This is a genomic window from Streptomyces sp. NPDC039430 (assembly GCF_055639435.1).
In genome coordinates this window covers 22,982-43,147 of record NZ_JBVKAK010000002.1, presented here as the reverse complement: position 1 = coordinate 43,147, position 20,166 = coordinate 22,982, and the positions used below count along the sequence as shown (strand labels likewise).

Below are 20,166 nucleotides of genomic sequence, written 5' to 3'. Positions count from 1 at the left end.
GCCCCTGCCCCCGTCCCCATACCTCCGGAAGGAGATCCTCCATGGCCACTCCCCTGACCGCCGACCAGTTCGTCGCCGCGCTGCGCGCCGAAGGCGTACGCGTCGTCGAACACCGGTCCTGGCGAACCCACAACCGCGATCACAAGGGCGCCTGGGGCCCGCTGCACGGTGTGATGATCCACCACACGGTCACCCGGGGCAGCGCCACGTCGGTCCAGCTCTGCTACGACGGCCACGCCGCGCTGCCGGGGCCGCTCTGCCACGGCGTGATCGACAAGGAGGGCACCGTCCACCTCGTCGGCCACGGCCGCGCCAACCACGCGGGCCTCGGCGACGACGACGTCCTGCGCGCCGTCGTCGCGGAGAGCGCCCTGCCCGCGCCCGGCGAGAACAACACCGACGGCAACGCCCGCTTCTACGGCTTCGAGTGCGTCAACCTCGGCGACGGGGCGGACCCCTGGCCGGCGGCGCAGCTGGACGCCATCGAGCGCGCCTCGGCGGCGCTCTGCCGCGCCCACGGCTGGACGGCACCGTCCGTCATCGGCCACAAGGAGTGGACGAACAGCAAGATCGACCCGCGTGGTTTCACCATGGCGTCGATGCGCGCGCGTATCACGAAACGGCTCGCCGCACCGCCCTCGGGAAGCCGCCCGGCCCCCGCCCCCGCCCCCACTCGCCCTTCCCCGCCCGCTCCCGCGCCGAAGCCGGTCTTCGAGCCGTTCCCCGGCGCGCAGTACTTCGCCTCGCGCCCCACCTCCGCGCTCATCACCGCCATGGGAAAGCGCCTGGTCGCGGAGGGCTGCTCCGCGTACGCCGAGGGCCCGGGACCACGCTGGACCGACGCCGACCGCCGCTCGTACGCGAAGTGGCAGCGCAAGCTCGGCTACGCGGGCCCGGACGCCGACGGCATTCCGGGCCGCGTCTCCTGGGACGCGCTGAAGGTCCCGCGTACCACCCGGCGGGACCGCCCATGACGGAACCGGTACGGTCCGATCCCGCCTGGGTGGCGCTGGAACTGGAGCGGCTGCGCGGCACCATGGAGGCCGGATTCGCCCGCGCCGACGGCTCGCTCGCGCTCCTGGTCCAGCGCAGTGACCAGAGCGACAAACAGCTCGCCGACCACGAGGAGCGGCTGGACGCCCTGGAGCGCTCCCGCTGGCCGCTCGCCAGCATCGCCGCGCTGACGGCGGTCTCGACGGTCGCGCTCACCGCCTGGCAGCTCACGGCACGCTGAAGCGGAATCGGAAACGCGAAGGCCCCCGAACGGAACCCCCGGGACCCGAGACCCGAGACCCGGCACCCGGCACCCGGCACCCGGCACCCGGCACCCGGCACCCGGCACCCGGCACCCGGAAAACGAAACGCCGAAGGGCGGCCACCCCGTACAGGATGGCCGCCCTCCGTTCGCTCACGCCTTACTGGTTGTACGGACCGTAGTCGTAGTCCTCCAGCGGAACGGCCTGGCCGGAGCCCGTGCCGAACGGCGAGTAGTCGATGTCGTCGTAGCCGACGGCCGAGTACATCGCGGCCTTGGCCTCCTCGGTCGGCTCGACCCGGATGTTGCGGTAGCGGGACAGACCCGTACCGGCCGGGATGAGCTTACCGATGATGACGTTCTCCTTGAGGCCGATCAGGGAGTCCGACTTGGCGTTGATCGCCGCGTCGGTGAGGACCCTGGTCGTCTCCTGGAAGGACGCCGCCGACAGCCACGACTCGGTGGCCAGCGACGCCTTGGTGATACCCATCAGCTGCGGACGGCCGGAGGCCGGGTGGCCGCCTTCCGTGACCACACGACGGTTCTCGGTCTCGAACTTCGAGCGCTCCACCAGCTCGCCCGGCAGCAGCTCCGCGTCGCCGGACTCGATGATCGTCACGCGGCGCAGCATCTGCCGGATGATGATCTCGATGTGCTTGTCGTGGATCGACACACCCTGCGAGTTGTAGACCTTCTGGACCTCGCCGACCAGGTGGACCTGGACCGCGCGCTGACCGAGGATCCGCAGCACGTCGTGCGGGTTGGTGGCACCCACGGTGAGCTTCTGGCCCACCTCGACGTGGTCGCCCTCGCCCACGAGCAGACGGGCACGCTTCGAGATCGGGAACGGAGTCTCGTCGCTGCCGTCGTCCGGGGTGACGACGAGCTTCTTGGTCTTCTCGGTCTCCTCGATACGGACGCGGCCGGCCGCCTCCGAGATCGGGGCGACGCCCTTGGGCGTACGGGCTTCGAAGAGCTCGACGACTCGGGGCAGACCCTGGGTGATGTCGTCACCGGCCACACCACCGGTGTGGAAGGTACGCATCGTCAGCTGGGTACCGGGCTCACCGATGGACTGGGCGGCGATGATGCCGACCGCCTCACCGATGTCGACCAGCTTGCCGGTGGCCAGCGAGCGGCCGTAGCAGAAGGCACAGGTGCCGACCGCGGACTCGCAGGTCAGGACCGAGCGGGTCTTGACCTCCTCGACCCCGGCGGCCACGACGGCGTCGATCAGGACATCGCCCAGGTCGACATTTGCCGGCGCGATGACCTTGCCGTCGACGACGACGTCCTCGGCGAGCATCCGCGCGTACACGGACGTCTCGACGTCCTCCGCCTTGCGCAGCACACCGTCGGCGCCGCGCTCGGCGATCCGCAGCTTCAGACCGCGGTCGGTGCCGCAGTCCTCCTCGCGGATGATGACGTCCTGCGAGACGTCCACCAGACGACGGGTCAGGTAACCCGAGTCGGCGGTACGCAGGGCGGTGTCGGCCAGACCCTTTCGGGCACCGTGCGTGGCGATGAAGTACTCCAGCACGGACAGACCTTCACGGAAGGACGCCTTGATGGGACGCGGGATCGTCTCGTTCTTGGCGTTGGACACCAGACCACGCATACCGGCGATCTGACGCATCTGCATCATGTTTCCGCGGGCACCCGAGTTGACCATCATGGAGACGGGGTTGGTCTTCGGGAAGTTCGCGTTCATCGCCTCGGCGACCTCGTTGGTCGCCTTGGTCCAGATCGCGATGAGCTCCTGCGTGCGCTCGTCCTTGGTGATCAGACCGCGCTCGTACTGCTTCTGGACCTTGTCGTCCTGCGCCTCGTAGCCCTGGACGATCGCCTTCTTCGCCTCGGGCACGATGATGTCCGAGATGGCGACGGTGACACCGGAACGGGTCGCCCAGAAGAAGCCGGCCGCCTTCAGGTTGTCGAGCGTCGCCGCCACGATGACCTTGGGGTACCGCTCGGCCAGGTCGTTGACGATCTCGGAGAGCTGCTTCTTGCCCACCGTGTAGTCGACGAACGGGTAGTCCTCGGGCAGCAGCTCGTTGAAGAGCGCGCGGCCCAAGGTCGTACGCAGCCGGAACGGGTCGCCCTGCTGCCACGGCACCGCGGTGCCGTCCGTGTCGGCCTCCTCGGCGGCCGGCGGGGTCCAGCCGCGCGGCGGGATGGTGCCCACCGGGAAGCGGATGTCGACCTTCGCCTGGAGCGAGAGCTCACGGTTGTCGAACGCCATGGTCGCCTCGGCCGCGGAGCCGAAGGACCGGCCCGCGCCCTTGACCTCGCGCTCCTCCTCGTCCGTCGTGAGGAAGAAGAGTCCGAGCACCATGTCCTGGGTCGGCATGGTGACGGGACGACCGTCGGCCGGCTTCAGGATGTTGTTCGAGGACAGCATCAGGATGCGGGCCTCGGCCTGCGCCTCCGCGGAGAGCGGCAGGTGGACGGCCATCTGGTCACCGTCGAAGTCCGCGTTGAACGCGGTGCAGACGAGCGGGTGGATCTGGATGGCCTTGCCCTCGACCAGCTGCGGCTCGAAGGCCTGGATGCCCAGACGGTGCAGGGTCGGCGCACGGTTCAGCAGCACCGGGTGCTCGGCGATGACCTCTTCGAGCACGTCGTACACGACCGTACGGCCGCGCTCGACCATGCGCTTCGCCGACTTGATGTTCTGCGCGTGGTTCAGGTCCACCAGGCGCTTCATCACGAACGGCTTGAAGAGCTCCAGCGCCATGGCCTTCGGCAGACCGCACTGGTGCAGCTTGAGCTGCGGGCCGACGACGATCACGGAACGGGCCGAGTAGTCGACGCGCTTGCCGAGCAGGTTCTGACGGAAACGGCCCTGCTTGCCCTTGAGCATGTCGCTCAGGGACTTCAGCGGGCGGTTGCCGGGACCGGTGACCGGACGGCCGCGGCGGCCGTTGTCGAACAGCGCGTCGACGGCCTCCTGCAGCATCCGCTTCTCGTTGTTCACGATGATCTCGGGGGCACCGAGGTCAAGGAGACGCTTGAGGCGGTTGTTGCGGTTGATCACACGGCGGTACAGGTCGTTCAGGTCGGAGGTCGCGAAGCGGCCACCGTCCAGCTGCACCATCGGACGCAGGTCCGGCGGGATGACCGGCACGCAGTCCAGCACCATGCCCTTGGGGCTGTTGCTGGTCTGCAGGAACGCGGAGACGACCTTGAGGCGCTTGAGCGCGCGGGTCTTCTTCTGGCCCTTGCCGGTACGGATGATCTCGCGGAGGCGCTCGGCCTCCTCGTCCAGGTCGAAGGACTCCAGGCGCTTCTGCAGCGCCGCGGCACCCATCGAACCGTCGAAGTACGTGCCGAAGCGGTCACGCAGCTCGCGGTAGAGCAGCTCGTCGCCCTCCAGGTCCTGGACCTTGAGGTTCTTGAAGCGGTTCCACACCTCGTCGAGACGGTCGATCTCGCGCTGCGCGCGGTCGCGCAGCTGCTTCATCTCACGCTCGGCGCCTTCGCGCACCTTGCGGCGCACATCGGCCTTGGCGCCCTCGGCCTCCAGCTCGGCCAGGTCGGTCTCAAGCTTCTTGGCGCGGGCTTCGAGGTCGGAGTCACGGCGGTTCTCGACCTGCTGACGCTCGACGGAGACATGCGCCTCCAGCGACGGAAGGTCGCGCGTGCGGCGCTCCTCGTCCACGAACGTGATCATGTACGCGGCGAAGTAGATGACCTTCTCCAGGTCCTTCGGCGCGAGGTCGAGCAGGTACCCCAGGCGTGACGGGACGCCCTTGAAGTACCAGATGTGGGTCACGGGCGCGGCCAGCTCAATGTGGCCCATCCGCTCACGGCGCACCTTGGCGCGCGTGACTTCGACGCCACAGCGCTCACAGATGATGCCCTTGAAGCGGACACGCTTGTACTTGCCGCAGTAGCACTCCCAGTCCCGGGTCGGACCGAAGATCTTCTCGCAGAAGAGTCCGTCCTTCTCGGGCTTGAGCGTGCGGTAGTTGATGGTCTCCGGCTTCTTCACTTCGCCGTGCGACCAGGTCCGGATGTCGTCCGCGGTGGCAAGGCCGATCCGCAGCTCGTCGAAGAAGTTGACGTCGAGCACTTGTCGTCAATCCCTCTTTCGGGGGTTCGAGCCCCTCGCGTCAGCGAGTAGATGGGGCACTTCAGCAATGGTCTGAACGGGTCCGGGGAGAGCCGGCCGGATACGGGATCCGGCCGGCGAACCCGTCAGACCTCTTCGACGCTGCTCGGCTCGCGCCGGGACAGGTCGATACCGAGCTCCTCCGCCGCGCGGAAGACGTCCTCGTCCGTGTCGCGCATCTCGATGGACATACCGTCCGAGGACAGCACCTCCACGTTGAGGCAGAGCGACTGCATTTCCTTGATGAGCACCTTGAAGGACTCGGGAATGCCGGGCTCGGGGATGTTCTCGCCCTTGACGATGGCCTCGTAGACCTTCACGCGGCCGGTCACGTCGTCGGACTTGATCGTCAGCAGCTCCTGGAGGGCGTACGCGGCGCCATAAGCCTCCAGCGCCCACACCTCCATCTCACCGAAGCGCTGGCCGCCGAACTGGGCCTTACCACCCAGCGGCTGCTGGGTGATCATCGAGTACGGGCCGGTCGAACGCGCGTGCAGCTTGTCGTCGACCAGGTGGTGGAGCTTGAGGATGTACATGTACCCGACCGAGATCGGGTCCGGGAACGGCTCACCGGAGCGGCCGTCGAACAGGTGCGCCTTGCCGGACGGCTGGACCATCCGGTTGCCGTCGCGGTTCGGGATCGTCGCCTCGAAGAGACCCGAGATCTCGTCCTCGCGGGCACCGTCGAAGACCGGGGTGGCGACATTGGTGCCGGAGGCGACCTCGTCGGCGCCGATGGCCTTCAGCCGCTCCATCCAGTCCTCGCTGCCCTCGACCTTCCAGCCCTGGCTGGCGAGCCAGCCGAGGTGGATCTCCAGGACCTGGCCCGGGTTCATTCGGGACGGGACACCCAGCGGGTTGAGGATGATGTCGACCGGGGTGCCGTCCTCCAGGAACGGCATGTCCTCGATCGGCAGGATCTTCGAGATGACGCCCTTGTTGCCGTGACGGCCGGCGAGCTTGTCACCGTCGGTGATCTTGCGCTTCTGCGCGACGTACACGCGAACCAGCTGGTTCACGCCCGGCGGCAGCTCGTCGCCCTCCTCGCGGTCGAAGACCCGTACGCCGATGACCTTGCCGGTCTCGCCGTGCGGCACCTTCAGCGAGGTGTCACGGACCTCACGGGCCTTCTCACCGAAGATCGCGCGGAGCAGTCGCTCCTCCGGGGTCAGCTCGGTCTCACCCTTGGGCGTGACCTTGCCGACCAGGATGTCTCCGGCGACGACCTCGGCACCGATCCGGATGATGCCGCGCTCGTCGAGGTCCGCGAGGACCTCCTCCGAGACGTTCGGGATGTCCCGGGTGATCTCCTCGGGGCCCAGCTTGGTGTCACGGGCGTCGACCTCGTGCTCCTCGATGTGGATCGAGGAGAGGACGTCGTCCTGGACCAGCCGCTGGCTGAGGATGATCGCGTCTTCGTAGTTGTGGCCCTCCCACGGCATGAACGCCACGAGGAGGTTCTTGCCGAGCGCCATCTCGCCGTTCTCGGTCGCCGGACCGTCGGCCAGCACCTGGTCGGCGATGACCCGGTCGCCCTCGTTCACGACAACCTTCTGGTTGACCGAGGTGCCCTGGTTCGAGCGGGAGAACTTGTGCAGGCGGTACGTGGTGTACGTGCCGTCGTCGTTGGCGGTGGTGATGTAGTCCGCGGAGACCTCCTGGACCACACCGTCCTTCTCCGACTTGAGTACGTCACCGGCGTCGACGGCGCAGCGGTACTCCATGCCGGTGCCGACGAGCGGCGCCTCGGACTTGATGAGCGGAACGGCCTGGCGCATCATGTTCGCGCCCATGAGGGCGCGGTTGGCGTCGTCGTGCTCCAGGAACGGGATCATGGCGGTCGCGACCGACACCATCTGGCGCGGCGAGACGTCCATGTAGTCGACGTCGTCACCGGGGACGTAGTCGACCTCACCGCCACGACGGCGGACCAGGACGCGGGCCTCCTCGAACCGGAACTCGTCACTGAGCGGCGCGTTGGCCTGCGCGATGACGAACCGGTCCTCTTCGTCGGCCGTGAGGTAGTCGACCTCGTCGGTGACGACACCGCCGGTGACCTTGCGGTACGGCGTCTCGATGAAGCCGAACGGGTTGATCCGTCCGTACGAGGCGAGCGAGCCGATCAGACCGATGTTCGGGCCTTCGGGGGTCTCGATCGGACACATGCGGCCGTAGTGCGACGGGTGAACGTCACGGACCTCGAAGCCGGCCCGCTCACGGGACAGACCACCCGGACCGAGCGCGTTGAGGCGGCGCTTGTGGGTGAGACCCGACAGCGGGTTGTTCTGGTCCATGAACTGGGACAGCTGGCTGGTGCCGAAGAACTCCTTGATGGAGGCGACGACCGGCCGGATGTTGATCAGGGTCTGCGGCGTGATCGCCTCGACGTCCTGGGTGGTCATGCGCTCGCGCACGACCCGCTCCATACGGGCGAGACCCGTACGGACCTGGTTCTGGATCAGCTCGCCGACGTTGCGGATACGGCGGTTGCCGAAGTGGTCGATGTCGTCGGTCTCGACCATGATCGAGGTGCCGTTCTCACCGACCGTCTCGGTCTCCCCGGCGTGCAGCTTGACCAGGTACTTGATGGTCGCGATGACATCGTCGGTGGTGAGCACGCCGGCGTCCAGCGGCTCGTCCGCGCCGAGCTTCTTGTTCACCTTGTAGCGGCCGACCTTCGCGAGGTCGTAGCGCTTCGGGTTGAAGTAGAGGTTCTCCAGCAGCGTCTGAGCGGCCTCACGCGTCGGGGGCTCGCCCGGACGCAGCTTGCGGTAGATGTCGAGCAGCGCGTCGTCCTGGCCCTGGGTGTGGTCCTTCTCCAGGGTGGCGCGCATGGACTCGTACTCGCCGAACTCCTCCAGGATCTGCTCGGTGGTCCAGCCGAGAGCCTTGAGGAGGACGGTCACGGACTGCTTGCGCTTGCGGTCGATACGGACACCGACCATGTCGCGCTTGTCGATCTCCATCTCCAGCCAGGCACCCCGGGACGGGATGATCTTGGCGGAGAAGATGTCCTTGTCGGACGTCTTGTCGATCGACGAGTCGAAGTAGACGCCCGGCGAGCGGACGAGCTGGGACACCACGACACGCTCGGTGCCGTTGATGACGAAGGTGCCCTTGTTGGTCATGAGCGGGAAGTCGCCCATGAAGACCGTCTGGGACTTGATCTCGCCGGTCTCGTTGTTGGTGAACTCAGCCGTGACGAAGAGCGGGGCGGCGAACGTGAAGTCGCGCTCCTTGCACTCGTCGATGGAGTTCTTGGACGGCTCGAAGCGGTGATCGCGGAAGGTGAGCGACATCGACCCGGAGAAGTCCTCGATCGGGGAGATCTCCTCGAAGATCTCCTCCAGACCTGACTTCCTGGGGACGTCTTGCCCACTCTCCAGAGCCGCCTCGACACGAGCCTTCCAAGCGGCGTTACCGAGCAGCCAGTCAAAGCTCTCGGTCTGCAGCGCCAGGAGGTTCGGAACCTCGAGGGGCTCCTTGATCTTTGCAAAGGAGATGCGCAGCGGGGCGGTGCTGGCACCGTTGTTCGTATTCGTGGTCGAGGCGTTGCGCGAGGCGGCCAAGAGGGGGTCCTTCCGAGGGCTCGGACTCACTACGCGCGTACCGGTCCCAAGCGGGGCACGGAGGGGGAAAGCCCTGGTCGGGGCCGTTCACTCACCGATGCTCTTGCGAGGGGGTGCCCCTGGTGACGGGCAGGGAGCAGCTAACAGGCAGCGCAAAGGGTCAGTGTAGCCACTTGGCACACTGATGTCCAGACCGGGTTTTCCGACACCCTCGTTTTTCTCAACACCCTTGTCTCAACTGCGGCAACTCAACTGCGTCAAGCCTCGCGCCGTAGGCGCACATCGATACTGCCCTCTTCGCCGTCGATCCATGCCTCGGATGCGGATCGATTGTGACGACGCGTCCTGAGAATTGCGCGCTGCGTGCGGTTCGTCAAGGCCCCCCACCCCACGCGGAAGGTCACGGGGCGTACGGAAGCACGGCGATGATCACGATACTCGCCGCGCGCCGAAGAGCAAGGCAGCCCCCACAGGGACGCCAAAGGGCGACCACCCGACTGGGTGATCGCCCTTCGCGTCAACATCGCGCCTCGCGGCGCCGAGACTGCCTCCGTACGCCTACAGGCGGCCGGTGACGGACTCGTACGGGGTCACTTGACCTCGACGGAGGCGCCGGCGGCCTTGAGGGACTCGGCGGCCTTGTCAGCGGCCTCCTTGGCGACCTTCTCCAGGACGGGCTTCGGGGCGCCGTCCACGAGGTCCTTGGCCTCCTTGAGGCCCAGGGAGGTGAGCTCGCGCACGACCTTGATGACCTGGATCTTCTTCTCGCCGGCACCCGTGAGGATGACGTCGAACTCGTCCTGGACCTCTTCGGCCTCGGCGGGGGCACCCGGGACACCGGCGACCGGCGCGGCGACCGCGGCGGCGGCGGTGACGTCGAACTTCTCCTCGAACGCCTTCACGAACGCGGAGAGCTCGATGAGGGTCATGTCCTCGAACTGCGCGAGCAGGTCTTCCTGGCTGAGCTTCGCCATGATGGCGGTCCTTCCACTAATTCGGCTGGTGCCGTATGTACAGTTCCGCGGGCGTACCGGCCCGCTGCGACCGACCGAGCGTGATTACTCGGAGTCGGCCTCGGCGGGAGCCGGCGTACCGGCACCGCCCTGCTCTTCCTTCTTGACGCGAAGCGCTTCCGCGGTGCGGACGAACTTCGACGGAAGCGCCTGGAAGAGCGAGGCAGCCTGCGACTGCTTGCCCTTCATGGCACCTGCCAGCTTGGAGAGCAGAACCTCGCGGGACTCAAGGTCCGCGAGCTTCTTGATCTCATCGGCGCTGAGCGCCTTACCATCGAGGACGCCGCCCTTGATGATGAGATTCGGGTTGTCCTTGGCGAAGTCACGAAGACCCTTCGCCGACTCCACCGGGTCACCGGTGACGAAGGCAACCGCCGTCGGACCCGCGAACAGGTCGTCCAGCGTGTTGATCCCGGCCTCGTTGGCCGCGATCTTGGTCAGCGTGTTCTTCACCACGGCGTACTGGGCGTTCTCACCGAGAGAACGACGCAGCTCCTTGAGCTGCGCCACGGTGAGACCCCGGTACTCGGTCAGCACGGCGGCGTTCGAGCTGCGGAACTTGTCCGTCAGCTCGGCTACCGCGGCAGCCTTGTCGGGCCTTGCCATGAGCGTCGGCCTCCTTCCGGGTGATGAGGACCGCTCAGAAGGGGCTGGGCAAAACGAAACGCCCCGGCGCAGGCGCACGGGGCGTAGCTCGACCGAATGGAATCCGGGAGCTGTCCACAGTCACCTGCGCAGGTCGTCCGCAGCTAGCGGATCCTTCGGCCGCCGCACCCTCTTACGAGCACACGGCAACGACCAGCGGTCTTTGGCTTCTGGGGAAGACTACGGGACTGACACGCCGCGTGCCAAATCGGGCCGGACGGGCCGTACGGCAAAGCCGGTCCCCGCGCCTCCTGAGAGGTGCGGGGACCGGCTTTCGTACGCGGGGCCCGCGGCTGCCGTCAGTGTCAGACGGAGGCCGGGTCCTCCTCGACGAGGAGGTTGCGGGTGCGGTTGGCGTCCAGCGGGATGCCGGGGCCCATCGTCGTGGCCAGGGTGGCCTTCTTGATGTAGCGGCCCTTGGCGGCGGACGGCTTGAGACGGAGGACTTCCTCCAGCGCCGCGGCGTAGTTCTCGACCAGCTTCGTCTCGTCGAAGGAGACCTTGCCGATGATGAAGTGCAGGTTCGAGTGCTTGTCGACGCGGAACTCGATCTTGCCGCCCTTGATGTCGTTCACAGCCTTGGTGACATCGGGGGTGACGGTGCCGGTCTTCGGGTTCGGCATCAGACCACGCGGGCCGAGGACGCGGCCGAGGCGGCCGACCTTGCCCATGAGGTCCGGGGTGGCGACGACGGCGTCGAAGTCCAGACGGCCCTTCGAAACCTCGTCGATGAGTTCGTCGGCGCCGACGATGTCGGCGCCCGCGGCACGCGCGGCCTCGGCACGGTCACCGGTCGCGAAGACCAGGACCCGGGCGGTCTTGCCGGTGCCGTGCGGAAGGTTCACGGTGCCACGGACCATCTGGTCGGCCTTGCGCGGGTCGACGCCCAGCCGCATGGCCACCTCGACGGTGCCGTCGAACTTGGTGGTGGTGGTGTCCTTGGCGATACGGACCGCCTCAAGCGGGGCGTACGTACGCTCCCGGTCGATCTTGGCGTCCGCGCCGCGGAGAGCCTTGCTGCGCTTCACTTCGTCTCCTGGTGGTTCATCAGGTGTGGAGGTCGTGGTCCGGGCCGCGCATGGCCCTGCCACTGGGGCTTGCCCGGCTGGGTCAGCCCTCGACCGTGACGCCCATGGAACGGGCGGTGCCGGCGATGATCTTCTCGGCGGCGTCCAGGTCGTTGGCGTTCAGGTCGGGCATCTTGGTGGTGGCGATCTCGCGCACCTGGTCGCGGGTGAGCTTCGCGACCTTCTTGACGTGCGGCTCGCCTGAGCCCTTGTCCACGCCCGCGGCCTTGAGGATCAGCTTGGCGGCCGGCGGCGTCTTGGTGATGAAGGTGAAGGAGCGGTCCTCGTAGACCGTGATCTCCACCGGCACGACCATGCCACGCTGCGACTCGGTCGCGGCGTTGTAGGCCTTGCAGAACTCCATGATGTTGACGCCGTGCTGGCCCAGCGCGGGGCCGACCGGCGGAGCCGGGTTGGCCGCGCCGGCGCTGATCTGGAGCTTGATAAGCCCCGTGACCTTCTTCTTCTTGGGAGGCATTGCTCTCTCCGGGTCCTAGTGAGAGTGTTCAGCCAGCCGTCCGGTCATCCGGATGGAGGCATACCGCACAACGATAACGGGTATAGCTGCGCGGCCAAAAACCGACAGGTCAGACAGCTGTATGAGCCTGTCTGACCTGTCGGAAGCTGCTGTCGCGGGCGGGCGCCGGAGCGCACACCGCCCGCTGGGCTCAGTTCTTCTGGATCTGGTCGAAGCTCAGCTCGACCGGGGTCTCGCGGCCGAAGATCTCGACCAGGCCCTTGACCTTCTTCGAGTCGGCGTTGATCTCGTTGATGGTCGCCTGGAGCGTGGCGAACGGACCGTCGGTGACGGTGACCGAGTCGCCGACCTCGAAGTCCAGCACCTGGACCTCGACCTTGCGGGACGGGGCGGGCTTGCCCTCGGCCTCCGCGGCCTCACGGGCGGCCTTCTCCTCGGCCTCCGGCGCGAGCATCTTGACGATCTCGTCCAGGGTCAGCGGGTACGGGTCGTAGGCGTTGCCCACGAAGCCGGTGACACCGGGGGTGTTGCGGACGACGCCCCAGGACTCGTTCGTCAGATCCATGCGCACCAGGACATAGCCCGGGAGCTTGTTCTGGCGAACGTTCTTGCGCTCGCCGTTCTTGATCTGGACGATCTCTTCCTCGGGGACCTCGGCCTGGTAGATGAACTCCTCGACGTTCAGCGAGACGGCGCGCTGCTCCAGGTTGGCCTTCACGCGCTTCTCGTAGCCCGCGTAGGTGTGGATCACGTACCACTCGCCGGGCAGCCCGCGCAGTTCCTCACGGAGGGCGGCGACCGGGTCGGCGGGAGCCTCGGGCTCTTCGTCGGCCTCGGTGTCGTCCGCGTCGACCTCGTCGGCGGCGGATTCGTCGGCGCCGTCCCGCGCCGGGTCGTCCTCGTCGTCCTCGATGTGGAGCGCGGCTTCCTCGGCCGGCTCGCCCGCGGCGACGTCAGCGGCTTCGGCCTGGTCTGGCTCGACAGCGTCCGCCGCCTCGACGATGCCGGTTTCGTCCTCGCGGGACTCCACCGACTCGCTGGCGTCGTTCAGTTTCGGGTCAGACACGGTGGCTGCTTCTTCCTGGCTCAATGGGTGGAACACGCGAAAGGGGCGCCGCGCCGGGCGCCCTCGCGGGATCAGCCGAAGACGTACTTGATTGCTTGCTGGAAGCCATAGTCAATCACGGTCACCAAACCGATCATGACGACGACGAAGACAATCACCACGGTGGTGTACGTAGTCAGCTGGTTGCGAGTCGGCCAGACGACCTTGCGCAGCTCGGCGACGATCTGACGGTAGAAGAGCGCGAGACGGCCCAGTGGGCCCTTCTTGCCGCGCTTGCCGCCCTTACGGGGCTTCTTCGACTCGGCGGACTCGTCGTCAGCATCAGGCTTGTCGATGGAGCCCACGGCGTCCGTCACGCTCTCTCACCTGATTCCGGGTCGTGGCCGTGCCGCGCCCGGGGGAGCCGCACGGCGATGCATTCAATGTACGTACATGCGCACACATCCTGGCGAAGATGTGTGTAGCAGGGCCGGAGGGACTTGAACCCCCAACCGCTGGTTTTGGAGACCAGTGCTCTACCAATTGAGCTACGACCCTTTGCGTTTTCCCCAACCTACCGCATCCGACCGGATGCACGGAGTGCCCGGTACGGACCTGGTGGCTGAGGGCCAACGACGAGTGAGTGTACGTGGTCGCGGCCCCCGCGTCGAACAGCTTCCCCCACGACCGTCGCGGCCCACGTCCCGCGCGGCGGTCTTTCTCCCCCGTCCACCTATGTGTCCACCCAGCGAAACCTGTGTGCCAGGGAGGTTTCGGGTCTGGGACCATGGGCCCATGAGCGCTGCAATCCCTCCGACCGAGCGCCGGGTCTCCGCCCGTATCGGCGCGATCTCCGAGTCCGCGACCCTGGCCGTGGACGCCAAGGCCAAGGCCCTGAAGGCAGCCGGACGTCCGGTGATCGGCTTCGGCGCCGGCGAGCCCGACTTCCCGACGCCCGGCTACATCGTCGAGGCCGCTGTCGAGGCGTGCCGTGACCCCAAGTACCACCGCTACACGCCGGCCGGGGGGCTCCCCGAGCTGAAGGCCGCGATCGTCGCGAAGACGCTGCGCGACTCCGGCTACGAGATCGAGCCCGCGCAGGTCCTGGTGACCAACGGCGGCAAGCAGGCGATCTACGAGGCGTTCGCGGCCATCCTGGACCCGGGCGACGAGGTCATCGTCCCGGCTCCGTACTGGACCACGTACCCCGAGTCGATCCGGCTGGCCGGCGGTGTCCCGGTAGAGGTCGTGGCCGACGAGACCACCGGCTACCGGGTCTCCGTCGAGCAGTTGGAGGCCGCGCGTACCGAGCGCACGAAGGTCGTCCTCTTCGTCTCGCCGTCCAACCCGACGGGCGCCGTCTACAGCGCCGCCGACACCGAGGCCATCGGCCGCTGGGCCGTCGAGCACGGGCTGTGGGTGATGACGGACGAGATCTACGAGCATCTCGTGTACGGCGACGCCGCCTTCACCTCGCTGCCGGCCGTCGTGCCGGAGCTGCGCGACAAGTGCGTCGTGGTCAATGGTGTGGCCAAGACCTATGCGATGACCGGCTGGCGTGTGGGGTGGATCGTCGGCCCCAAGGATGTCGTCAAGGCCGCGACCAACCTCCAGTCGCACGCGACGTCCAATGTCGCCAACGTCTCGCAGGCCGCGGCGATCGCCGCCATCTCCGGTGACCTCACCGCCGTCGCCGAGATGCGCGCCGCCTTCGACCGGCGCCGCCGGACCATCGTGCGGCTGCTGAACGAGATCGACGGCGTCGTCTGCCCGGAGCCGGAGGGTGCCTTCTACGTGTACCCGTCGGTGAAGGCGCTGCTGGGCAAGGAGATCCGCGGCAAGCGCCCGCGGACGTCGGTCGAGCTGGCCGCGCTGATCCTGGACGAGGCCGAGGTCGCGGTCGTCCCCGGAGAGGCGTTCGGCACACCCGGCTATCTGCGGCTGTCGTACGCGCTCGGCGACGAGGACCTGGCTGAGGGCGTGGGCAGGCTCCAGAAGCTGCTGGGCGAGGCCAAGGACTGAGCAGGCTCGCGACGGGCTCCCGGCTTACCGCCGGGGGCCCGTTTTTGCGTTCGGACAAGATCTCGATCGGGGAAAGTGGCTGCCGGTCGGCGCGAGCATGCGGCAGGATCTACGAATGGAGAGCACCACCCGCCCCCGCGACCTCAGCCTGCTGCCCAAGGCTCATCTGCATCTGCACTTCACCGGTTCGATGCGGCCCACGACGCTGCTCGAACTCGCCGACAAGTACGGCGTTCATCTTCCCGAGGCGCTGACCAGCGGCGAACCGCCCAGGCTGCGCGCGACCGACGAACGCGGCTGGTTCCGTTTCCAGCGGCTCTACGACATCGCCCGGTCCTGTCTGCGGACGCCCGAGGACATCCAGCGGCTGGTGCGCGAGGCGGCCGAGGAGGACGTACGGGACGGCTCGGGCTGGCTGGAGATCCAGGTCGACCCCACCTCGTACGCTCCCCATCTCGGCGGACTGATCCCGGCCCTGGAAGTCATCCTGGACGCCGTGGACACCGCGTCCAGGGAGACCGGCCTGGGGATGCGGGTGCTGGTGGCGGCGAACCGTATGAAGCATCCGCTGGAGGCCAGGACCCTGGCCAGGCTCGCCGTCCGGTACGCGGACCGGGGGGTCGTCGGTTTCGGGCTCTCCAACGACGAGCGCCGCGGGATGGCCAGGGACTTCGACCGGGCCTTCGCGATCGCCAGGGACGGCGGGCTGCTGGCCGCGCCGCACGGCGGTGAGCTGACCGGTCCCGCGTCCGTACGTGACTGCCTGGACGATCTGCGGGCGGCCCGTATCGGGCACGGCGTCCGCGCGGCGGAGGACCCGAAGCTGCTGCGCAGGCTCGCGGAGCGCGGGGTGACCTGTGAGGTCTGCCCGTCCTCGAATGTCGCGCTGGGCGTCTACGAGAAGCCGGAGGATGTCCCGCTGCGGACGCTGTTCGACGCCGGGGTCCCGATGGCGCTGGGCGCGGACGACCCGCTGCTGTTCGGCTCGCGGCTGGCGGCGCAGTACGAGCTGGCGCGCCGGCACCAGGGCTTCAGCGACACCGAACTGGCCCAGCTCGCGCGGCAGTCGGTGCGGGGGTCGGCGGCGCCGCGGGAGGTACGGGAAAAGCTGCTGACGGGCATCGACGGCTGGCTGGCCGGCTGACGCGCGGTTCGTCCGGCCGGACGAACCGCTACGTGTCCGGACAGGACCTAGAGGCTGACGCCGACCGTCACCGGCTCGTTGACCAGCGTGATCCCGAACGCCTCCTGGACCCCGGCCACCACCTCCCGGGCGAGCACGAGCAGATCCTCGGTGGTCGCCGCGCCCCGGTTGGTGAGGGCGAGGGTGTGCTTGGTGGAGATACGGGCCGGGCCCGTGCCGTACCCCTTGGTGAAACCGGCCCGGTCGATCAGCCAGGCCGCGGAGGTCTTCGTACGCCCCTCCCCGTCCGGGAAGCCGGGCGGCGTCACCTCGTCGCCGAGGCGGGCCCGTACGCGCGCGACGAACTCCGCGTACTCCCGGTCGGTCAGGATCGGGTTGGTGAAGAAGGACCCGGCCGACCAGGTGTCGTGGTCCTCGGCGTCGAGCACCATGCCCTTGCCCGCCCGCAGCTTGAGGACGGTGTCGCGCGCGGTCTCCGCCGGGACGCGGTCGCCGGGTTCGACCCCGAGGGCGCGGGCCGTCTCGGCGTACTTGAGCGGGGCGGAGAGTCCGTGCGCGTCCTCCAGGGCGAAGCGGACCCGCAGCACGACCCAGCGCTCCGGGTGCTGCTTGAACCGGCTGTGGCGGTACGAGAAGCCGCAGTCGGCGTTGGTGAGCGTGACTGTCCGCCCGGTGGAGCGGTCGTAGGCGACGACGTCGGTGAGGGTGCTCGACACCTCCTGGCCGTACGCGCCGACGTTTTGGATCGGCGTGGCGCCGGCCGAGCCGGGGATCCCGGCGAGGCATTCGATGCCCGCCAGGCCCGCTTCGACGGTACGGGCGACGGCGTCGCTCCAGATCTCGCCCGCGGCCAGCTCCAGGGTGGTGCCGTCGAGCGAGAAGCCCTTGGTCGCGATGCGCAGGGCGGTGCCGTCGAAGCCCTTGTCCCCGATGACCAGATTGCTGCCGCCGCCGATGATCAGCAGCGGCGTACCGGCGTCGTCCGCCTCGCGCACGGTGGCGGTCACTTCGTCGTCGGTGACCGCTGTGACCAGGCGGGTCGCCGGGCCGCCGAGGCGGAAGGTGGTCAGTGGGGCGAGGGGCGCGTCGTGGAGTTCCTGCACGGGACAAGGGTACGGGCCAGCGCGATCGCGGCTGCGATCGCGGCTGCGATCGCGGTGGCCCGACATCAGACGGCCGCGGGCTCGCGCTCGTCCGTTTCGTCCTTTGCTTCCTTGAGCATCGACACCCGCTGGGCGCCGCGCCCCGGGATGAGCAGGGCCGTCAGCGCGCCGAGCGCCACGAGCCCCGCGCCGATCCAGAGTGCCGGCACCGTGCCGTCCGTGAAGGTGTCCGGCGTGCGGTAGCCGCCCCGCGCGGCGAAGACGGCGCCGAGGACGGCCACACCGAGCGCTCCGCCGACCTCGCGCAGGGCGTTGTTCGTACCCGAGGCGATGCCCTGCTCGGCCGGGCGGACGCTGGACATGACCAGGCTGGCGGCCGGGGCGAAGTAGAGCCCCATCCCGACCCCGCTGACGACCAGCGCGGGCAGCTGCACCGCGTACGACATGTCCGGCTCGATGACCAGGGCGAACAGCCCGAGGCCGAGCGCCTGGAGGGTCAGACCCGCGACCACGACGGGCCGGCCGCCCATCCGGTCCGTGAGCACCCCGGCGATCGGTGCGACGAGCAGCGGCATGGCGGTCCACGGGAGCATCCTCAGCCCGGCCTGGGTGGGCGTGTAGCCGAGGACACCCTGCAGGAACTGGCTGAGCAGGAAGATCGAGCCGAACATGCCGAGGAACATCAGGAGGCCGGCGCCGTTGATACCGGCGAAGCCGCGGTTCCTGAACAGCCGCATGGGCAGCATCGCGTGCGGGTGGCGCAGTCCGTGCACGACGAACGCGATGAGCAGCGCGCCGCCGGCGGTCAGGCCCAGCAGGACCGGGAAGCTCGTCCAGCCGTCGGCGTTGGCCGTGACCAGGGCGTAGACGATGCCGAAGAGGCCCGTACTGACGAGGAGCGTGCCGGGGATGTCGAGGCGGGCGTTCGGCGCGGACGACTCCTGGAGGCGCAGCCGGGCGAGGGGCAGCAGGGCGAGGCCGATCGGGACGTTCAGCCAGAAGATCCACTGCCAGGAGAGGTGTTCGGTGAGGGTGCCGCCGACGAGGGGACCGCTGGCGACCGCGAGGCCGGTGAGGGCGCCGAAGACGCCGAGGGCGGCTCCTCGCCGTTCGGCGGGGACGGCGGCGGTGAGCAGGGTGAGGGTGAGCGGCATCATGATCGCCGCGCCGACGCCCTGCACGGCGCGTGCGGCGATCAGCGCGTCGATGCCGGGTGAGAGCGCGGCGGCGGCCGAGGCACCGGTGAAGATCGCGAGGCCGGCCAGGAAGAGCCTGCGGCGGCCGTACCGGTCGCCCAGGGCGGCGCCGAACATGAGGAGGACCGCGAACGTGAGCGTGTAGGCGTTGACGGTCCATTCCAGGTCTTCCAGCGCCCCGCCGAGTTCCTCGCGGATGGAGGGCAGCGCGGTGGTGACGACGAGGTTGTCCAGGGCCGCCATGAAGCCGGCGACCCCCGTGATGACGAGGGTCCAGATGGCTCTGGACCCGCCGGGCGTTGGCTGACTCATTGTTCTCCCCCTGTTGGACATCACACTGATTAGTTATTGATGACTAACTCCCCCGGGCATACGGAAGCGCCTGGCACTCCCCGCCCGGCGTTCAGCCCTCGGACGGCCGGGCCTCGCCGTGGAAGCCGGACCAGATGCGATGACCGGACGGGAAGCCCAGCGAGACGAGCGTGTTGATCAGCATCCCGTACGCCAGGAACGTCGTGGTCTCGTCCACGTCCGCCCCGAGCGCGAGGTGCACGGTGTCCCAGAGCGTCTGCCAGCCGGCCCGTACCGTGTCGCCGAACTCGTGGTCCCCCGCGGCCTCGGCGGTCGCCACCGCGACGTACATCTGCATCTGCATCAGCAGTTTCTGCGGATCATCGGCGATGAGCCGCTGATAGGCGTTCGCCATGGCGTGCAGGGCCGCTTCGCCCTCCAGCCCTTCCGACGCCTCCGTCATGACGCGCGTGGTGTCCGCCAGACAGCGTTCGGCGGCGGCGAGGAACATGGCCTGCTTGTTCGGGAAGAGCCGGAAGAGATACGGCTGCGAGACTCCGACCCGGTGGGCGATCGCCTCCGTGGAGGTGCCGTGGTAGCCGCCCCTGGCGAACTCCGCGACCGCCGCGCGGACCACACTCTCGCGTCGCTCTTCCGCACTCATCCTGACCATGGAGATTAAGTTATTGACCAATCACTACCTATGTCAACCGTAAGGGGCGCCCGTCTGTTGCGGGCACCCCTTACACAGTGATCACGCAGCGGTCACTCGGCCGCGTACGGATCGGTCACTCAGGCGAGCCGGACAACGGCGCGGGACATGCCCAGCACCTTCTGTCCCGCGCTCATCGCCGTCAGATCCACCCGGACCCGGTTGTCCTCCAGCTTGGCCGCGACCTTCGCGCTGACCTCGATCAGCGCGCCCCGGTCGTCATTGGGCACCACGACCGGCTTGGTGAAGCGGACTCCGTACTCGACGACGGCTCCCGGATCGCCCACCCAGTCGGTCACCACCTGGATCGCCTCGGCCATGGTGAACATGCCGTGCGCGATCACGTCCGGGAGTCCGACCTCCTTGGCGAACTTCTCGTTCCAGTGAATCGGGTTGAAGTCCCCGGAGGCGCCCGCGTACCGCACCAGCGTCGCGCGCGTGAGGGGGAAGCTGCGGGCCGGCAGCTCCGTACCGATCTCGACCTCGTCGTAGCCGATCTTCGCGGTCACCGG

16 protein-coding genes and 1 tRNA gene are annotated in these 20,166 nt (G+C 68.2%); 4 read left to right on the top strand and 13 right to left on the bottom strand.

The genetic code is table 11. The annotated features are described in order from the left end of the window. The first annotated feature begins 41 nt into the window (after positions 1-41). Together ACZ7LS_RS05090 and ACZ7LS_RS05085 are read left to right on the top strand one after the other, a co-directional pair. Positions 42-974 (top strand): peptidoglycan-binding protein, encoded by a 933-nt coding sequence (locus ACZ7LS_RS05090; protein ID WP_385131724.1) that lies wholly within the window; start codon positions 42-44, stop codon positions 972-974. Beyond that, the gene (locus ACZ7LS_RS05085) at positions 971-1,234 is read left to right on the top strand and encodes a hypothetical protein (protein ID WP_129771802.1); all 264 of its coding nucleotides are present in this window, start codon (positions 971-973) and stop codon (positions 1,232-1,234) included. Before ACZ7LS_RS05090 ends, ACZ7LS_RS05085 begins: the two co-directional genes overlap by 4 nt. Positions 1,235-1,415: 181 nt before the next feature. Here ACZ7LS_RS05085 and ACZ7LS_RS05080 read toward each other — a convergent pair whose 3' ends face one another. The 9 genes from ACZ7LS_RS05080 to ACZ7LS_RS05040 all read right to left on the bottom strand — a co-directional run bounded on the left by ACZ7LS_RS05080 (position 1,416) and on the right by ACZ7LS_RS05040 (position 13,744). After that, on the bottom strand, positions 1,416-5,330 hold the full coding sequence (locus tag ACZ7LS_RS05080) for a DNA-directed RNA polymerase subunit beta' (RefSeq protein ID WP_382520359.1): 3,915 nt from the start codon (positions 5,328-5,330) through the stop codon (positions 1,416-1,418). A gap of 125 nt (positions 5,331-5,455) precedes the next feature. Then, positions 5,456-8,938: a DNA-directed RNA polymerase subunit beta gene (gene rpoB, locus ACZ7LS_RS05075; protein WP_382520357.1), complete on the bottom strand. Its 3,483-nt coding sequence runs from the start codon at positions 8,936-8,938 to the stop codon at positions 5,456-5,458. Positions 8,939-9,528: 590 nt separating this feature from the next. Next, a complete protein-coding gene (gene rplL / locus ACZ7LS_RS05070) occupies positions 9,529-9,912 on the bottom strand; it encodes a 50S ribosomal protein L7/L12 (RefSeq protein WP_382520355.1) in 384 nt (127 codons plus the stop codon). Between the two features lie 84 nt (positions 9,913-9,996). Next, entirely contained in the window at positions 9,997-10,557 is a 561-nt protein-coding gene (gene rplJ, locus ACZ7LS_RS05065) for a 50S ribosomal protein L10 (RefSeq protein WP_356515626.1), read from the bottom strand. A 344-nt stretch (positions 10,558-10,901) separates the two neighbouring features. Further along, the gene (gene rplA, locus ACZ7LS_RS05060; RefSeq protein WP_129771798.1) at positions 10,902-11,624 is read right to left on the bottom strand and encodes a 50S ribosomal protein L1; all 723 of its coding nucleotides are present in this window, start codon (positions 11,622-11,624) and stop codon (positions 10,902-10,904) included. 82 nt (positions 11,625-11,706) lie between these two features. After that, entirely contained in the window at positions 11,707-12,141 is a 435-nt protein-coding gene (rplK, locus tag ACZ7LS_RS05055; RefSeq protein ID WP_030351419.1) for a 50S ribosomal protein L11, read from the bottom strand. Between the two features lie 190 nt (positions 12,142-12,331). Further along, positions 12,332-13,207 carry a transcription termination/antitermination protein NusG gene (nusG, locus tag ACZ7LS_RS05050; protein ID WP_385131719.1) on the bottom strand — a complete coding sequence of 292 codons (876 nt, stop codon included), beginning with the start codon at positions 13,205-13,207 and terminating at the stop codon, positions 12,332-12,334. 71 nt (positions 13,208-13,278) lie between these two features. Next, positions 13,279-13,563 carry a preprotein translocase subunit SecE gene (gene secE / locus ACZ7LS_RS05045; protein WP_030351417.1) on the bottom strand — a complete coding sequence of 95 codons (285 nt, stop codon included), beginning with the start codon at positions 13,561-13,563 and terminating at the stop codon, positions 13,279-13,281. A gap of 108 nt (positions 13,564-13,671) precedes the next feature. After that, positions 13,672-13,744: transfer RNA gene (locus ACZ7LS_RS05040), tRNA-Trp, on the bottom strand. A 237-nt stretch (positions 13,745-13,981) separates the two neighbouring features. On the opposite strand from ACZ7LS_RS05040, the gene ACZ7LS_RS05035 reads away from it, so the two are divergent. After that, positions 13,982-15,208, top strand: a complete 1,227-nt coding sequence (locus tag ACZ7LS_RS05035; RefSeq protein WP_382668474.1) for a pyridoxal phosphate-dependent aminotransferase — start codon at positions 13,982-13,984, stop codon at positions 15,206-15,208. A gap of 97 nt (positions 15,209-15,305) precedes the next feature. Next, a complete protein-coding gene (locus tag ACZ7LS_RS05030) occupies positions 15,306-16,352 on the top strand; it encodes an adenosine deaminase (protein WP_382668477.1) in 1,047 nt (348 codons plus the stop codon). 47 nt (positions 16,353-16,399) lie between these two features. On the opposite strand, the gene ACZ7LS_RS05025 is transcribed toward ACZ7LS_RS05030, so the two are convergent. The 4 genes from ACZ7LS_RS05025 to ACZ7LS_RS05010 all read right to left on the bottom strand — a co-directional run bounded on the left by ACZ7LS_RS05025 (position 16,400) and on the right by ACZ7LS_RS05010 (position 20,163). Further along, a complete protein-coding gene (locus ACZ7LS_RS05025) occupies positions 16,400-17,455 on the bottom strand; it encodes a UDP-N-acetylmuramate dehydrogenase (RefSeq protein ID WP_385131715.1) in 1,056 nt (351 codons plus the stop codon). A 65-nt stretch (positions 17,456-17,520) separates the two neighbouring features. Next, the gene (locus tag ACZ7LS_RS05020) at positions 17,521-18,963 is read right to left on the bottom strand and encodes an MFS transporter (RefSeq protein ID WP_382520344.1); all 1,443 of its coding nucleotides are present in this window, start codon (positions 18,961-18,963) and stop codon (positions 17,521-17,523) included. Between the two features lie 91 nt (positions 18,964-19,054). Next, positions 19,055-19,615: a TetR/AcrR family transcriptional regulator gene (locus tag ACZ7LS_RS05015; RefSeq protein ID WP_382668484.1), complete on the bottom strand. Its 561-nt coding sequence runs from the start codon at positions 19,613-19,615 to the stop codon at positions 19,055-19,057. Between the two features lie 119 nt (positions 19,616-19,734). After that, entirely contained in the window at positions 19,735-20,163 is a 429-nt protein-coding gene (locus tag ACZ7LS_RS05010; RefSeq protein ID WP_129771792.1) for a MaoC family dehydratase, read from the bottom strand. Positions 20,164-20,166 lie beyond the last annotated feature (3 nt).

Coding starts and splice junctions, on each gene's coding strand:
- ACZ7LS_RS05090 (WP_385131724.1), top strand. CDS start 42: ATGGCCACTCCCCTGACCGCCGACCAGTTCGTCGCCGCGCTGCGCGCC.
- ACZ7LS_RS05085 (WP_129771802.1), top strand. CDS start 971: ATGACGGAACCGGTACGGTCCGATCCCGCCTGGGTGGCGCTGGAACTG.
- rplL (WP_382520355.1), bottom strand. CDS start 9,912: ATGGCGAAGCTCAGCCAGGAAGACCTGCTCGCGCAGTTCGAGGACATG.
- rplJ (WP_356515626.1), bottom strand. CDS start 10,557: ATGGCAAGGCCCGACAAGGCTGCCGCGGTAGCCGAGCTGACGGACAAG.
- rplK (WP_030351419.1), bottom strand. CDS start 12,141: ATGCCTCCCAAGAAGAAGAAGGTCACGGGGCTTATCAAGCTCCAGATC.
- ACZ7LS_RS05035 (WP_382668474.1), top strand. CDS start 13,982: ATGAGCGCTGCAATCCCTCCGACCGAGCGCCGGGTCTCCGCCCGTATC.
- ACZ7LS_RS05030 (WP_382668477.1), top strand. CDS start 15,306: ATGCGGCAGGATCTACGAATGGAGAGCACCACCCGCCCCCGCGACCTC.
- ACZ7LS_RS05020 (WP_382520344.1), bottom strand. CDS start 18,963: ATGAGTCAGCCAACGCCCGGCGGGTCCAGAGCCATCTGGACCCTCGTC.
- ACZ7LS_RS05015 (WP_382668484.1), bottom strand. CDS start 19,615: ATGGTCAGGATGAGTGCGGAAGAGCGACGCGAGAGTGTGGTCCGCGCG.